General features: G+C 55.8%; 10 protein-coding genes. 7 read left to right on the forward strand and 3 right to left on the reverse strand.

From position 1 onward, the window contains the following. Positions 1 to 53: 53 nt before the first annotated feature. The gene (gene aat / locus KF947_RS18330; protein ID WP_227404739.1) at positions 54 to 800 is read right to left on the reverse strand and encodes a leucyl/phenylalanyl-tRNA--protein transferase; all 747 of its coding nucleotides are present in this window, start codon (positions 798 to 800) and stop codon (positions 54 to 56) included. Between the two features lie 145 nt (positions 801 to 945). On the opposite strand from aat, the gene KF947_RS18335 reads away from it, so the two are divergent. Together KF947_RS18335 and lolA are read left to right on the forward strand one after the other, a co-directional pair. Further along, a complete protein-coding gene (locus KF947_RS18335) occupies positions 946 to 4233 on the forward strand; it encodes a DNA translocase FtsK (RefSeq protein ID WP_287018520.1) in 3288 nt (1095 codons plus the stop codon). Between the two features lie 138 nt (positions 4234 to 4371). After that, positions 4372 to 5037: an outer membrane lipoprotein chaperone LolA gene (lolA, locus tag KF947_RS18340; RefSeq protein ID WP_133733367.1), complete on the forward strand. Its 666-nt coding sequence runs from the start codon at positions 4372 to 4374 to the stop codon at positions 5035 to 5037. A gap of 82 nt (positions 5038 to 5119) precedes the next feature. On the opposite strand, the gene KF947_RS18345 is transcribed toward lolA, so the two are convergent. Beyond that, on the reverse strand, positions 5120 to 6454 hold the full coding sequence (locus tag KF947_RS18345; protein WP_227404740.1) for a replication-associated recombination protein A: 1335 nt from the start codon (positions 6452 to 6454) through the stop codon (positions 5120 to 5122). Between the two features lie 311 nt (positions 6455 to 6765). On the opposite strand from KF947_RS18345, the gene KF947_RS18350 reads away from it, so the two are divergent. From KF947_RS18350 to KF947_RS18370, 5 genes are all read left to right on the forward strand, one after another. Next, on the forward strand, positions 6766 to 7311 hold the full coding sequence (locus KF947_RS18350; RefSeq protein ID WP_223287783.1) for a hemerythrin domain-containing protein: 546 nt from the start codon (positions 6766 to 6768) through the stop codon (positions 7309 to 7311). A 314-nt stretch (positions 7312 to 7625) separates the two neighbouring features. Next, positions 7626 to 8462, forward strand: a complete 837-nt coding sequence (locus KF947_RS18355; RefSeq protein ID WP_223287782.1) for a glutamate racemase — start codon at positions 7626 to 7628, stop codon at positions 8460 to 8462. Between the two features lie 49 nt (positions 8463 to 8511). Beyond that, a complete protein-coding gene (trmA, locus tag KF947_RS18360; protein ID WP_223287781.1) occupies positions 8512 to 9636 on the forward strand; it encodes a tRNA (uridine(54)-C5)-methyltransferase TrmA in 1125 nt (374 codons plus the stop codon). Positions 9637 to 9794: 158 nt separating this feature from the next. Then, complete coding sequence (locus KF947_RS18365; protein WP_227404741.1) at positions 9795 to 14618, forward strand: NAD-glutamate dehydrogenase; 4824 nt, start codon at positions 9795 to 9797, stop codon at positions 14616 to 14618. 445 nt (positions 14619 to 15063) lie between these two features. Continuing rightward, entirely contained in the window at positions 15064 to 16128 is a 1065-nt protein-coding gene (locus KF947_RS18370) for a quinone-dependent dihydroorotate dehydrogenase (RefSeq protein ID WP_227404742.1), read from the forward strand. Positions 16129 to 16177: 49 nt separating this feature from the next. Here the strand turns inward: KF947_RS18370 and rmf are convergent, their stop codons facing one another. Continuing rightward, positions 16178 to 16387 (reverse strand): ribosome modulation factor, encoded by a 210-nt coding sequence (gene rmf, locus KF947_RS18375; RefSeq protein ID WP_035577708.1) that lies wholly within the window; start codon positions 16385 to 16387, stop codon positions 16178 to 16180. Positions 16388 to 16666: the final 279 nt, after the last annotated feature.

Raw genomic sequence — 16666 nt, forward strand, 5'->3', positions numbered from 1 at the left:
CTCGTTGTAAGCAAATGGTTGGAACAGAATAAGTTCGTCACTATGGTTCATCACTACGCATTACCTTCGGTGGCAATCGCCTGAAGCCAGCGCGATGCAGGAACTGTAGGTGCCTCAATGGGTGATGTGGTAAACGTAAACGCCTTATCGGGTAACCAGTTTTTAAGATAGTTGATGAACGCCTCGCGAGCGACTGTAATAGCGCCCAGGCTTGCCAGGTGAGGCGTGTGCATTTGGCAGTCGATGAGTTTTCCGCCATGTTCGCGCATCGCCCTGGTGAGGTGGGCCAGCGCTACCTTCGAGGCATCCGGCGCGCGGGAAAACATCGACTCGCCGAAAAACACCGGGCCCATGGCGATGCCATACAGCCCGCCCACCAACTGGCCGCCTTGATGCACTTCAATGCTATGGGCAATGCCCAGGGCATGCAGCAGGCCGTAGGCTTCGCGCATTTCGTCGGTGATCCAGGTGCCATTATCTTCACCACGCGGTGCAGCGCAGGCCTGTATCACCTGGTCGAAGTGTTGATCCAGGGTGACTTGGAAGCCACCATGGCGTAATCGTTTGGTTAGGCTACGACGCTGCTTAAATTGCTCTGGTAGGAGTATCATGCGCGGGTCTGGACTCCACCATAAAATAGGGTCTTCGTCGCTGAACCAGGGAAATATACCCTGCCGATAGGCTTCTACCAGCCAAGTGGGGGAGAGTTCGCCGCCGGCGGCCAGTAGGCCATTGGGGGAGTCCAGTGCCCTATGTGTAGATGGAAATGTAGGATGTGGCGAGGAAAGCCAAGGTAGCATTACTTGCTCCTGTTACGACGTTCTTGTACTGGGTAGACAGTACCGGGCGAATAGCTAGCAGCTCTGTAACGGCGGAAGGATGCTCGGTATCATGCAAACTCGCAAGTGGATTAAAGACGCCATTGAGGTGTAAAGGGAGAGTCGCTTGAAAGTGAATAAAGCAGTAAACAAGCGAACGCAGCGTAGCGCGCGTCAAACACCATCATCGGCTTCTTCTGCGCGTGTTAACGCCGCAAAGGATAAGGCTCGCCGTTTTGGCCTGCGCTTACAAGGCTCCGTACGCGAAGGCGTAGTGGTAATACTGCTGGCGCTGTGTGTATTTTTATTATTAGCGCTATTTAGCTACCACCCGTCCGATCCAGGCTGGTCCTATCAGGGGCCGGAAACAGAGGTTCGTAACTGGATGGGCCAAGTAGGCGCCTGGTTGGCCGATGTCCTCTATTCACTGCTTGGCGCCAGTGCTCTGTGGTGGCCGGGTATGTTTGGTTTTGCCGCCTGGTGGTTGATTCGTTCACGCCAGGTACGTTTTGAGCTCGACCCGGTGGCCATCGCTGTCCATGCGGGTGGCTTGGTTCTACTTATATTCGGCACCACCATGCTGGGGGCGCTGCACTTCTATCATCCCGAGAGCATACTACCCTACGCCTCAGGCGGTATTTTGGGCGAAGGTCTGGTCGGTGCGTTAAGGCCTCTAGTAGGAAGTGGTGGCGTTGGCTTAATTGCCGCAGCGTTGATCTTAAGCGGCTTTCCGCTGTTTAGCGGTATGTCCTGGCTGCAGGTAGCGGATGAGCTCGGCAAGCGGGTATGTCGTCTGGGTGGCTGGTTATCGGCACGTCGTCAATCGCGCCGTATGCGCGCTGCTCAGAGAGCAGCTGCTAAAGCTGCCAAGCCTGCGCCCAAACCACAAGCAGCGCCTGAAGTTCAGTCTCAAGAAGCTAATTCTCAAGAAGCTAGGCCTCACGTAGTACCTGAGGCTAAGTCAGAAGCTGCACCCGCCGAGATAAAGCCCGCGGCAGAGCCAGTCGGTAAAAGCCCTAGTGGCCGCGAACGCCGTGAGCCAGGCTTCTCTGTGCCACTTTCCAGCAGTGAGGCGAGCAGCTATTCAGAAAGCAGTGGGTCAGAAGCGACTCCTGCAAAGAGCAGTGAGACCACGGACACTTCGATTCCCTGGGAAGCCGCGGCGTTTTCAAGTAATAAGCATGTACCTGCTAGAACACCCGCGCCTATCTCTTCGACTCCCGCCGCGGAGCCGACGGTTTCAGCGCCTGCGACAGCTCCGTCAGTGACGCCAGCGGCTAAAACGGCAGAAGAGGAGAAAGCGACGGCCCCACCGGCGCCGCGGGAAAATGCCTTTGTGCAGCCTGAAGCACCGACAGCAGCGCCTCAGCCAGAGGGTGAGCCCAAGGAAGCCGAAACGTCCTTCCCGCTGCGCGCCTCGCGTCAAGATGAGCCCGCGGCGCCTGCCTCGAATAACTTCTTTGTCAGCGACGAAACGTCTGATGAGAAGGAGCATGTTCCGCCAACGCCCGTTGAACGCCGCAGTGAGCCGTCACTCACCGCTGATCCCAGCAGTTACGAGGCCGAACCGCGTATTGACGAGCCACATATCGGCGAAACTGATACTGCATGGCGCCCTGAGCGTGTTTCCGCGCCTGAGCCCGAACGTAAACCTGAGCGTGTAGCGGAGGTAGTGCCTGAGCCTGTTTGGGACGACGAAGAGATGGACGATGAGCTGTATGCCCAAGGCCGCGATGGTGACGCGCGTGCAATGGCTACTCCTCCGCCCACGCCAGCCCCAGCAACGCGCCAGGAACCCACCTGCGAACCCGATAACAGCACCACGCCCGAAGCTGATGAAGGCCCCGCCCTGTGGACCGTGGAGCACTTGCAGAGCCAGCGGCCTGCTTTTGAAACTATGGACGAGCCTGAGGGCGACGTTCCTAGCCTGCAGCTACTGACACCCGCAGAGCCGCATCAGCCCAATTATAGTGACGAGCAGTTGGCGGATATGGCCGAGCTGCTTGAAGTGCGGCTGCGCGAATACGGCGTCAAAGCGGAAGTGGTGGATACCTGGCCTGGGCCGGTGATCACCCGCTTTGAGATCAAGCCCGCTGCGGGCGTCAAAGTGTCTAAAATCAGCAACCTTGCCAAAGACCTGGCGCGCTCACTGATGGTGAAGAGCGTGCGGGTAGTGGAGGTGATTCCAGGTCGCCCCACGGTGGGGATTGAAATACCTAACCCCAATCGCGCCATGATTCGCCTTCGCGAAGTCATCGACTCTGATCGTTATCAGCAGGAGACCTCTCCGCTAACCATGGCGCTAGGTCAGGATATTGGCGGCAGCCCTGTGGTCGCCAATCTGGGCAAGATGCCCCACCTGTTAGTGGCCGGTACCACAGGCTCCGGTAAATCGGTGGGTGTGAACGCCATGCTGATCTCGATGCTGCTGAAAGCCAAGCCCAGCGAGCTAAAGCTGATCATGGTCGACCCGAAAATGTTGGAGCTGTCGGTGTATGACGGTATTCCCCATCTGCTGGCACCCGTAGTTACCGATATGAAAGAGGCGGCCAACAGCCTGCGCTGGTGTGTGGCCGAGATGGAACGCCGCTACAAGCTAATGGCAGCCATGGGGGTGCGTAATATTGCGGGCTTCAATGGCCGTTTGGACGAAGCCGAGCGCGCCGGTGCCCAAGTGGCAGACCCGCTTTGGGAACCGCAGCCCTGGGAAGTGCATCAACCTCATCCGGTGTTGGAAAAACTGCCCTACATCGTCGTGGTGATCGACGAGTTTGCCGATATGTTTATGATTGTCGGCAAGAAAGTCGAAGAGCTGATTGCTCGTCTAGCGCAAAAGGCGCGTGCCGCGGGTATCCACTTGATTTTGGCTACCCAGCGCCCTTCGGTAGACGTTGTGACTGGCTTGATTAAAGCCAACATCCCGTCAAGGATGGCGTTTCAGGTCTCCTCCAGAATTGATTCGCGCACTATTCTTGACCAGGGCGGCGCTGAAAGCCTGTTGGGGCATGGTGATATGCTCTATCTGCCCGCAGGTTCTGGGCCACCTAACCGCATCCACGGTGCCTTTGTGGATGATGACGAAGTACACCGGGTGGTCGATGACTGGAAGCGTCGTGGCGCGCCTGAATACATCGAAGAGATCCTGTCCGGCGGCGTCTCTGCCGATGCCTTAACGGGTCTTGAGGCTGAAGGAGTGGATGGCGACGATGCGGAGCAGGATGCGCTCTACGATGAAGCCGTGCAGTTTGTTACTGAAACACGCAAAGCCTCGATTTCCGCCGTGCAGCGTCGCTTTAAAATTGGCTATAACCGGGCCGCTCGCTTGGTTGAAGCCATGGAGGGTGCTGGAGTGGTGACATCAATGGGCACCAACGGCGCGCGGGAAGTGCTAGCTCCGCCGCCGGTGGGCCACTAACCGCGCGCAATTATGCAATAAGCGTGAAAGTAGCGCCGCAGGTGAAACCCTGCGGCGTTTTTTACGTCTGAAGGTCACATGGACGGTTAAGCCGGCCTCAAGTATTAATATCTGGCAACGTTTGCCTAGGGAGATCATATGCGCGATACGCAAACAAAACGTCCGTCATCACTGGGGGCGCCACAACTGGCATTTGCGGCCAGCGCCTTGGGGTTAACCTTTGGTGCTCCCGCTTGGGCGGATGATGCAGCCGAACGTTTGACCGAGCGACTGGATCCACTTGAGCGCTATCAAGCGGCTTTTGAGCAGCAGATTCTTGATGGCAGCGGCGAGCGTCTCCAAAGCGCGCGCGGCGAGATGTGGTTGTCCCGCCCCGGTATGCTGCGTTGGGAAGTTGAAGCCCCGTACTCTCAAACCGTGGTCTCCGACGGCGACGATGTGTATATGTACGATCCCGACCTTGAGCAAGTCACCGTTCAAGAGATGGATGATCGGGTCACCCATACCCCTGCGTTATTGCTGTCAGGTAGCGCGGACGATTTAACCGATAGCTACGAGGTTTTCTACGAGCAGGATGGGGGAGAAGATGTCTTTACCCTGGTGCCTATTTCTGCGGATACGCTGTTTGAAGAGTTGAGCATGGTGTTCGATGCCGACACATTAACCGAGCTATGGATGATGGATAGTACCGGCCAGCGCACCTCGATTACCTTTAGCAATATTACTCTCAATGGCGAGATTGCTCGGGACATGTTTGATTTTGAAATCCCTGAAGGTACCGATGTAATTCGCGAAGAGCTGTAGGGGTTAATCGTGAAGAGTGAGGGGGTGGAGCGTGGAGTGCCCCTAGTTTAGTAGACTGCCACTGCTTTAAACATCAGGCGCCTCAGGGCGCCTGATCTGCTTCCTGATCAAGATTTTCCCGCCACGCCATAATTTCCCCAAAGCGCTTCTCCTGACCAAACGAACTCGGCTTGAAGAAGGTGGCTTTAGGCAATTCTTCAGGCCAGCAGTCGTGGGCGCTTCCCGCCGGGTAACCGTCTGGCTCGTTATGCGCATAGCGATACCCTTCGCCATGACCCAACTGCTCCATCAGTTTAGTGGGCGCATTGCGCAGGTATGTTGGCACTTCAACCTGGGGTTGTTGGCGCACGAACTGCTTGGCTTCATTCCAAGCTCGGTCTATACGGTTGCTTTTGGGTGCCACCGCCAAATGAATCGCCGCGTGGGCAATCGCACGCTGGCCTTCGTAATCACCCAAGCGCAGATAGGCATCCCAGGCGGCAATGACCAGCGGTAGGGCGCGGGGGTCAGCATTGCCGACATCCTCTGATGCAATGGCGGTCAACCTGCGCACCACGTCCAGCGGGTCACCGCCGCCCTGCATAAAGCGCGCCATATATAGTAAAGCGGCGTTGGGGCGTGAAGAGCGTATCGATTTGTGAATAGCCGAAAGCAGGTCGTAATAAGCATCACCCTGCTTATCGAAAGAGCTAGCCTGGTGGCCTATCACATCGGCGAGCACCTCTTTATGCAGCACTTCGCGGTTCGCTTCCTGGGTAGCGAAATCGCAGGCGGTTTCCAATAGCCCCAGCGCCCGTCGGGCATCGCCAGCGCTGGCGTGGGCCAGGGCGGTTAATACTTCGTCATCCACCTGAATGTCACGCTTACCCAGCCCGCGCTCTACGTTGTTGAGGGCCTGGCGCATCACCGTGATCAGTTCCTCCTGGGTGAGCGATTTCAGCACGTAAACCCGCGCGCGGGAGAGGAGCGCCGAATTGACTTCAAATGAGGGGTTTTCGGTGGTGGCACCAATCAGTGTTAACAGGCCCGACTCGACGTGGGGCAATAAAGCATCCTGCTGGCTCTTGTTGAGGCGATGAATCTCGTCTAAAAAAAGGATAACCGTGGATGACATCTGCTGGGCGCGCTCTACCACGGCGCGAATCTCTTTCACCCCGGCCATCACAGCGCTGAGATGCTCTAGATGAGCCTGGGAAGCTCGCGCTAATAGCTCTGCCAACGTGGTTTTACCAACGCCTGGTGGCCCCCATAGAATCATTGAGCGCACAACGCCTGATTCTGCCATGCGGCGAAGGGGTTTATCTGGCCCCACCAGCGCCTGTTGGCCCACATAATCGTCTAATTGGCGTGGGCGCATACGAAAGGCTAACGGGGCATCGTCAGATGGTGTTGCCTCGGCACTATCAAAAAGATCCATGTAAGCTTCCGTTGTAAATCAGTACGTTGAGCAACAAATTGCTAACAAGTTTAGGTGGTAAACTGTGCCTTAGCGAACTACCTTTGGCGTAACCTATCAGAAAGATACACTTGCTAGGATAACGCTAGAGGGGCATTGTTTATGATAACCGTTGTTGATACCCCCTGTTGATAACCCCCGATAGTTACGACACGCTTAGGTTACGATATGTTTTAGCGTCACAGCATGTTTGTTACCTCGCGCTTATTATCGCATGCCGTCAATCACGAAGGCACGACGGTAGGCATGACACAATAAAAGGAGACAGTTCGATGTTAAACCAACTGCGTCTAGATCATGCCAACATGGCGAGATTACTCCATGTCCTGCAGCTTAAGCAGAAAACCCTGGCCCAAGGTGAGCGGCCCAACTTTCAGCTTATGCGCGAGGTCGTCGACTATATTTTGTCCTATATGGATGGTTTTGCAGCCCCTCTTGAACGCGTCTGCGTGGAGCGATTGCAAACCCAGGCCCCAGAGCATATTGCCCTTACCGAGCAGATGGCGAATGACTATCGTGAGCTAAAGCCGCGCTTACAGCGCCTCTCCAACGACATCGACATGGTGTTAATGGATAACATCATTCCGATGGATCGTTTTGCCGATGACTTAAAAGATTATTTGGAAGCGCATCGTGCCTATTTGCGTCACGAACGCGAGGGGTTGTTCCCGCTGATTGACGAGCATTTTAGCGAGGAAGATATGGAAGAGCTGCGTCAGGCGCTCCCCGAAGGCGCAGAGAAAGAGCTGGAGCGCCTACAGGACGCTTATCCCGAGCTCTACTCCGAACTGCGTGGGGCAGATGTCCCGGCGGTATAGTCGAAAAGCGTCTCAACAGGGTAATTCGCCCGCTGAAGCGACCTACCACCATAGCCTTGAGCCTAGTGAGATGAAGTGGTGCTTCCAGCCATTGTGGGAGGGAGCTTTAGCTCGCGAATGTGTTGGCTAATAGCCTGATGAGGCTAAGGTGTGCTTTCAGCACTCTAGAGCCGAACCTCATAGGCTATTGAATGGGAATTATTGATAATGTGCGATTGGCTCTGACAGGGTAGTAGCAATTGCTAAAATCATGGACGGAGCATGCTAAAATAGCGGCTCCGTTTTTTTCAGGCAGAGCCATGATAGGCAGAGTCATGAAAGGCCCCGTGTTAATTTTTGATTCCGGTGTCGGCGGCCTCTCAGTGGCGCAGTCGCTGCGCCAACACTACCCTGATGCTGCCCTGTGCTATGCCTGCGACAATGCTTGGTTGCCCTATGGCCTGCGCGAAGATGCAGCTCTGACCGAACGAATTGTGGCGGTGTGCCGTTCCGCTGTGGAAGCGTGTCAGCCGAGTGTTCTGGTCGTTGCCTGCAATACCGCGAGTACCCTGGCACTGGAAAATTTACGCGCGCAGTTAGCGATCCCTGTCGTGGGTACCGTGCCCGCTATCAAACCTGCCGCAGCGATCAGCCAAACACGTCATATTGGGCTGTTAGCCACCAAGGCCACGGTAGGGCGGCCCTACACCCAGCGTTTAATTGATAGCTTTGCCAGCGACTGTGTCATTACTCGCGTTGCCGCCGATGCCTTGGTGGTCGAGGCGGAAGCGTACCTGGCAGGTGTCACCCCTAATATTGATCGCATGCAGATGGCCCTGGCGCCGTTATGGCACGCCATTGCACCTCCGTCGTCTGCGCATTGTTTATCGTCTGACCATCAGGCCCTGGATACCCCAGAGCTAGATACAGTGGTACTGGGCTGTACGCATTTTCCGCTGTTAAAGCCTTGGCTGAAGCAGCTTACCCCCGTGCCGCTACACTGGGTCGACTCCGGCGATGCCATTGCCCGGCGGGTTGGGCAAGTTGTCGCTGAGCTATACAGCGATCATCAGGATGGCCGCTGCTTTACTACTGCCCCTGCTGCCAACCTGACCGCTGGTTTGGCCCGCTATGGGTTTAGGGCACCCCAATTGCTTAGCGTGGGCTGTTGAACACTATTTACTACTCTTATTGCTGATCGAATTATTCAAAGGAGCAGCCTTGGCTATCCCCGTTGTAGAACCTGAACGCTATGCTGAGCAGTTAGCCGCCAAACGCGACTACCTGGAAAGTACCTTTGCCGCTTTTCAGCCTCCAGCGCTAGAGGTATTTGAATCGCCGCCCGGCTATTACCGTCAGCGCTGCGAGTTTCGCATATGGCACGAAGAGGACGACCTCTTCTACGCCATGTTCGAGGTAGACCCAGAGAACCCGAAGAACAAGCGGGTGATTCGGTTAGATCAGTACGCAGTCGCCAGTGAGCGAATCAATCAACTGATGCCGCAGCTACGCGAGGCCTGCCTGCGCTGTGATGAGCTACGTCGGCGGCTGTTCCAGGTAGAGTTTCTAACCACGCTGTCAGGTGAGGCGCTGGTAACGCTGATTTACCATCGACCGTTAGGCGAGGATTGGGAGCGCGAAGCCCGTGCTCTTGAGGCTGAGCTGGGCATTATGATTATTGGCCGCTCCCGCAAGCAGCGCATCGTACTGACTCGTGACCACGTATGGGAGCGGCTAGAGGTGGATGGCCGCACGCTGCACTATCAGCAGGTCGAAAATAGCTTTACCCAGCCTAATGCACATATCTGTCAAAAAATGCTCAGTTGGGCGCGGGAAGTTACCGCTGGCCAGCAGGAGAGTAATGCAAAGAGAGACCTGGTCGAGCTCTATTGCGGCAATGGCAATTTTACCATTGCCCTGGCGGACAACTTTCGCCGCGTACTGGCCACAGAAATTTCCCGCACGTCGGTGGCCAGCGCCAACGTGAACCTGGAAGCCAATGGGGTAACGAACGCGCAGATTGGTCGTATGTCAGCGGAGGAGTTTTCGCTGGCACTGAAGGGCGATAAAGCCGGGCGACGCGTGGCGGAAATGGCGCTGGAAGAGTACGATTTTTCCACTGTGCTGGTCGACCCGCCCCGTGCTGGTTTAGACGAGCAGAGCTGTGAACAAATCAGCGAGTACGCTCAGATCGTCTATATTTCATGCAACCCAGCCACGTTAGCTGAAAATTTGACCATACTGACCAACACCCATGAGATAGAGCGCTTTGCGCTATTTGACCAGTTTCCGTTTACCGACCACTGTGAGTGTGGGGTGCTGTTGAAGCGGCGGGTGGTTGAGTGAGTATTCGACCTAATGCGTAAACGGTATGTGCCATGAACAACACGTCAGGTGATTAGGGCCGTGACGATAGGTAGCGTAAGCTAGCGGTTATGTTGGCCTAAAGGCCTATTGTCCTTCGTTTTTTGGCCGTTTAATGGCCCAGGCAGTCGAGGTGATGGATGCACTACGTTGCGATTGAAGAGAGTCGGCAAGATCTTTTGAAGCAGCTCCAGGAGCGGTTAAATGCGCGGCTAGACCCCGCTCGCGCTGCTACTGTGGACGCTTTTGCTCGGCACTTTTATGCCACCGTGCCGGTGGAAGACCTAGTGGATCGTCGCCTGGACGATCTGTATGGCGCAACGCTGTCGATCTGGCAGTTTTTGCAGCACCATGATCCGCAAACTCCCAAAGTACGGGTATTTAACCCGGATTTTGAAGAGCACGGCTGGCAGTCGACGCATACCTTTGTCGCCGTTCTCCACGAAGATATGCCGTTTTTGGTCGATTCGGTGCGTATCGAGCTCAATCGCCGCGGTTTGACGGTTCACGCCATTCAAAACGCCGTGCTTGCAGTCGCCCGTGATGAGCGTCATCAATTGCAAGCGCTGGCCTCGCCCAGAGCCGAAAACGCACCTGAAGCGCGCGAGTCGCTCATTGTCATTGAGGTAGATCGGCACACCGACGTGGCTTTGCTTGAGAAAATCGAAAGCAATCTAAATGACGTGCTTCGCGATGTACGCACCGCCGTGAGCGATTTCGACGCCATGTGCTCGCAAATTACCGCGTCGATTCAAGAGCTTGAGAAAAACTGTCCACCCCAGATCGACCCCGACGACCACGAAGAGGCGATTGCCTTTTTAGAGTGGATGCTCAAAGATAACTTTACGTTCCTGGGCTACGACGAGTACCTGCTGGAAGGCAGCGAGTTAAAGCGCGATGCGGATAGCGTGCTGGGCGTGTTCCGCCTGGATCAGCCGCGCTACTGCGAGCGGATTCGTACCGAAGAGGGGGTGGATGAGCACAATGATTATGTGCTGGTGCCCCAGCTACTGTCGTTTGCCAAAAGCGCCCACCACTCTCGGGTGCACCGTCCTACCTACCCTGATTACATCACCGTTGACCGCTACGACGATGACGGCAATGTGATTGGCGAGCGGCGCTTCTTTGGTTTGTTTACCGCCACGGTATATAACGAGTCGCCGCGCAATATTCCGTTGCTGCGCCGCAAGCTCAAAGCCGTCATGGATATCGCTGGGTTTAATCCCCAGGGCCACAACGGCAAGCAGCTGTTACAGGTGCTGGAAGTCTACCCCCGGGATGATCTGTTCCAGATCGATACTGAGTCACTGGCCAGCACTGCGCTGGGCATTCTCAATATCCGCGAGCGCCGCCAGGTGCGGCTGTTTATCCGCGCCGATATCAGCGGCAAGTTCTACTCCTGCCTGGTATTTGTTCCCCGGGACGTGTTCTCCACGGATCTGCGTCAGCGGATTCAAAACGCGCTGTGCGACGAGTTAGACGCCCACTTTGGCGACTTCAATACCTATTTATCCGAGTCGGTGCTAGCGCGTATTCAGTTGATTCTGCGCTTTAATGGTGACGCGCCCAGCGACTACGATCTCAAGCGTTTGGAAAGCAAAGTGGCACGGTTGGCGCGCAGCTGGCGCGATGAGCTGCAGAACGCCATGATCGAAGGCTTCGGTGAAGAGCGCGCTAACAACCTGATGGATCAGTTCCGTGAGGCGTTCTCGGCCAGCTACCGTGAAGATTTCTCCGCGCGCACCGCGGTGTTTGATGTTCAGCACCTGCTGACACTGGATAGCGAGAACGACCTCTCGCTATCGCTCTATCGGCCACTAGAAGAGCAGGGCGGTGGCGTCAACCTGAAGCTGTTCCATCGCGAATCCCAGATTCCGCTCTCTGACGTGCTGCCAATGATGGAAAATCTCGGCCTGCGAGTGATTGGCGAGCGCCCCTACGATATTAATGCCCCTGAACAGCGCTACTGGATTCACGATTTCGAGCTTGAGCACAGCGGCGCGGACGTCAGCCTGGGCGATATGCGCGATGTATTCACGGAAGCCTTCAAGCGTATCTGGAGTGGCGAAGCCGATAACGATGCGTTTAACCGACTGATTATCGGCGCGGGGCTGGACTGGCGTGAAGTGGCCATGCTGCGCGGCTATGCCCGCTATCTCAAACAGATCCGCTTCGGCATGTCCCAGGATTACATTGCTGCTACGCTGGCCAACTATCCTGCCATTACCCGCGAGCTGGTTGAGCTATTCCGCCTGCGCTTTGATCCTGAGCAGCAGAACCACGCCACCGAAGAGTGCATCACGAGCTTAAATGAGCGCTTGGAAGGCGTTGCCAGCCTTAACGATGACCAGCTGCTACGCCGCTTTATGGAGCTGATCCTCGCCACCCTACGTACCAACTACTACCAGCTGGCAGAGGGGGGGCGCTTTAAGGATTACATCGCCTATAAGCTGGAGCCCTCCAAGGTCACCGGCATGCCCAAGCCGCGGCCCATGTTTGAGATTTTTGTCTGCTCTCCGCGGGTGGAAGGTGTCCACCTGCGTGGCGGCAAAGTGGCCCGTGGTGGTCTGCGCTGGTCGGATCGGTTTGAAGATTACCGCACCGAAGTGCTGGGGCTGGTGAAAGCGCAGCAGGTGAAGAACGCCGTTATCGTGCCAGTGGGCGCTAAAGGCGGTTTTGTGTGTAAACGCATGCCGGAAAATGCTAGCCGCGACGTCGTCCAGAAAGAGGGCATTGCCTGCTACCAGATCTTTATCCGTGCGCTGCTGGATGTCACCGATAACCTGGTGGGCGGCGATGTTGTGCCGCCGGAAAATGTTGTCCGCCATGATGAGGACGACGCTTACCTCGTCGTAGCCGCCGACAAAGGCACCGCGACTTTCTCAGATATCGCCAACGAGATTTCCATTGAGTATGGGCATTGGCTGGGCGATGCCTTTGCCTCTGGCGGTGCTAACGGCTACGACCATAAAAAAATGGGTATCACCGCACGGGGTGCCTGGGAGTCGGTTAAACGTCACTTTAAAAATCTCGATGTGGATACCCAGCGCGACCTGTTTAGCGTGGTGGGAATTGGTGATATGGCCGGAGATGTCTTCGGCAACGGCATGCTGCTTTCCGACAAGATCCAACTGGTGGGTGCCTTCAATCACCTGCATATCTTTGTCGACCCCAACCCGGATGCAGAGGCCTCCTTTGCCGAGCGTAAGCGACTGTTCGCTCTGCCACGCTCAAGCTGGGAAGACTACAGCCAGGAACTGATCTCCTCCGGTGGCGGCATCTTTAGCCGTAGCGCCAAGTCGATTGCCATCACGCCGGAGATGCAGCAGGTCTTCGGTATTAAGGAGGAGCGCCTGTCGCCAAATGAACTGATCCGCGCCATGCTCAAATCCAAGGTGGACTTGATTTGGAACGGCGGTATCGGTACCTACGTGAAGGGCTCTGACGAAACCGACGCCGATGTGGGCGACAAAGCCAACGACACCCTGCGCATCAATGGCAACGACTTGAACTGCCGGGTGGTCGGCGAGGGCGGCAACCTTGGCTTGACCCAGCGCGGACGTATGGAAGCCGCAGCCAAAGGCGTGCGCGTCTACACCGACTTTATTGACAACGCGGGCGGGGTGAACTGCTCAGACCACGAGGTCAATATCAAGATCCTGATCGATGAAGTGGTCAAGCGCGGTGACATGACCGATAAGCAGCGCAATCAGCTGTTGGCGGAAATGACCGATGAGGTGGGCGATCTGGTTATTCTGGATAACTACCGCCAAAGCCAGGCACTGGATCTGTCGGCTATCCTTTCCGATTATTCGATGGGCCCTTATCGCCGATTTATCAGCGAACTAGAAGCATCCGGGCAGATTGACCGCGAGCTGGAGTTCCTGCCCACCGACGATGTGCTGAAAGATCGCGCCAGCAACGGTCAAGGCATGCGCCTGCCGGAGCTTTCGGTGCTGATTTCCTACGCCAAGAGCACCTTGAAAGGCGACTTGATCACCTCGGATGTGCCGGACGATCACTATATTCATCGTCATCTGGAACGGCTGTTCCCATCGGTGCTGGTGGAGCGCTTTAAAGACGAGATGTACGAGCACCGTCTTAAGCGCGAAATCGTCGCCACTCAGGTAGCGAATGATCTGGTTGATCACATGGGTATCGTCTTTGTACGACGCCTGATGGACTCTACCGGAGCGGGACGTGCCGACATTGCCCGAGCCTACATCGTGGCCCGTGACAGCTTTAACTTACCCAGTCTATGGGCGCAAATTGAAGCTCTCGATAATCAGGTGCCCAACCGTATTCAGTACTCGATGATGCTCGACCTGATGCGCTTGATCCGCCGCGCCACACGCTGGTTTGTGCGGCAGCACTTGGGACTCTCGACCCAGGATACCATCGAGTACTTCGCTCCCCGCCTGGCGCAACTTCAGGAAGGTATTGGTGAGCTGCTGAGCGGTGAAGAGCTTAGCGCCTGGAATAGCCGCCGTGACGAGCTGCTGGAAGCGGGTGTGCCGGAAGCCTTGGCATCTACCGTGTCAGCCACTTCAAGCCTTTACGCCGGTCTGGGTATTATTCAAGCGGCGCGCCTGACCAATGAAAAACCCCAGCGGGTGGCGGAAGTGCTGTACGAAATTGGCAGCCGCCTGGAGCTGCCGTGGATGATTCAGCAGGTAACCCAGCTGGAAGTGCGTGACGCCTGGCAGGCTCAAGCCCGGGAAACCTTCCGTGACGACATTGAGCGTCAACAGCTTGCGTTGACCACCAGCGTGTTGAAACTCGACGCTGGCAGCCGCGATACCCAAGAGCGGGTAGAGCAGTGGCTGGATCAACACGCCGACCTGCATCGCCGCTGGTGCCGCCTTATTGAAGAGGTGCGCGGCGGTAGTGAGGGTGGCTTTGCCCTCTTCGCCGTGGCGGTACGCGAGCTGGTAGACCTTGCCGAGAGCGACAGCGAGGCGTAGGTTCGACTAGCTTTTTCATAGTCCACTGTAAAGCGTGTTCCGGTTCTCCACCGGGGCGCGCTTTATTGCGTTATACTAGTGCCCGTTTTCGGTTATTTGTCCTCTTTTGAGGGCTATATATTGACTATTTAAGCGATGGTTCGACACTTTGGCGAATAGGGATATCAGGCTGGAAGCTCATTGTGGGAGGGCGCTTCAGCGCGCGAAGGATACCGCAGGTACCCCTTAGCCTGATTAGGCTAGGAGCTTATTGTTGGAGGAGGCTTCAGCGATGGACCGACACTTCGGCGAATAGGGATATCAGGCTGGAAGCTCAAATGGTCGCGAGCTAAAGCTACCTCCCACTGGAGTACTTATCAGGCTGGCAGAGTTAATTCCACATTGAGTAATGAGTGACTGTTTTCAACCACGCGCCCGTTCTGTCCTGATTCAAGAGATGCTAACCATGTACCACCTCGCTCGCTCGCTGTTCTTCCGCGTTGATCCAGAAAAATCCCACGGCATGGCGCTAGGTGCATTGGATGCGCTGCATCGCGTGGGCGGCGTAACACCGCTATTTGGACACTCGGTAAATGACCCTATCGAGCTGATGGGGCTGCGGTTTTCCAATCGGGTGGGTCTCGCAGCTGGGCTGGACAAGAATGCTGACCACCTGGATGCGCTTGGCGCGCTGGGGTTTGGCTTTGTGGAAGTGGGCACCGTCACGCCTAAGCCACAGCCAGGCAACCCCAAGCCCCGGCTGTTTCGCTTAGCGCAGCATGAAGCGATCATCAACCGCTTTGGCTTTAACAATAAGGGGGTTGAGCACCTGATTCAGCAGGTCAAACAGCGCCACTACGGCGGCATTGTGGGCATCAATATCGGTAAAAACCTGACTACTTCAGTAGAGCATGCGTTGGATGACTACCTGGTATGTTTAGACGCCGTACACCCTTACGCGGACTACATTGCGGTTAACGTCTCCTCGCCGAATACGCCTGGGCTGCGCACCCTTCAGTTCGGCGAGCAGCTGGACGCGCTATTAGGGCCGATTCGAGCACGAGCCACACAGCTCAATGACCAAACGGGTCGCAACGTACCATTGCTGATTAAGATCGCCCCGGATATGAGCGCTGAAGAAGTAGCCTTAATGGCGGCAAGTATCGAGCGCAATGGCCTTGATGGCGTGATTGCCACCAATACCACGGTTTCCCGTGAGGCCGTGCAGGGCGATCCCCAAGCGGATGAGGCCGGCGGACTCTCTGGGAAACCGGTCTTTGAGGCATCCAATCGTGTGATTCGCCAGCTGCGTGAGCAGCTCCCCCAGCTTCCGATTATTGGCGTAGGCGGTATCGATAGTGCCGCTGCAGCTCAAGCCAAGATCGCCGCTGGAGCGGATTTAGTCCAGCTCTATTCAGGCTTGATCTACCAAGGCCCGAAGCTGGTGGGGGAGTGCGCCAGAGCGTTAAAGGATTTAGCTGCTGGAACGCCAGCCGCTGGAACGCCAGCCGATAAAAAGCCCACCGATTAAAGTGGGCTCACTTGAAACCTTCGTTCAGACGTAAAGAAAAAATAAAACGTTAAGTCATGACCATGGGGTTTTTATGGATACCGGAGATGCCGGTCATCCCATCCCACTGGTCGCCGCGACCTTCACGCCAACCGCTCATCCAGTATTCGCGTAAATTGATATCTTGACTGGGACAGTCATCACGAGAACGACCCGATACACCCGCTTTGTAGCCGTGGACATAAGCCCGCTGGAAGCGATCACGTTTTTGCCGTTTCATTGGCTAACCTCTTTTCACGAAAGCCTTTGATAAGAGAAATAGGATATTGTCGAATCTATTCACAAAACATGTCCGAAAATATCCATTATTCCGAGAGCTTGCTTCAAGAGCGAGTCGCCGCCTCAACTCCAATGTCTAGCACTCACGAGCTGAACGGGTCGAGTGGCGATCTCATTCAAATCATAGGCCGAGTCTTAAATCTCGACCCTGACAGGTAACGCATGCGTTTTTCAGTAGCTACTCTCTTATTGTTAGACCATGATGGGGTCATCTGTCGAC

It is taken from the genome of Halomonas sp. FeN2 (assembly GCF_020595105.1).
GTDB classification, from domain to species: Bacteria; Pseudomonadota; Gammaproteobacteria; order Pseudomonadales; family Halomonadaceae; genus Vreelandella; species Vreelandella neptunia.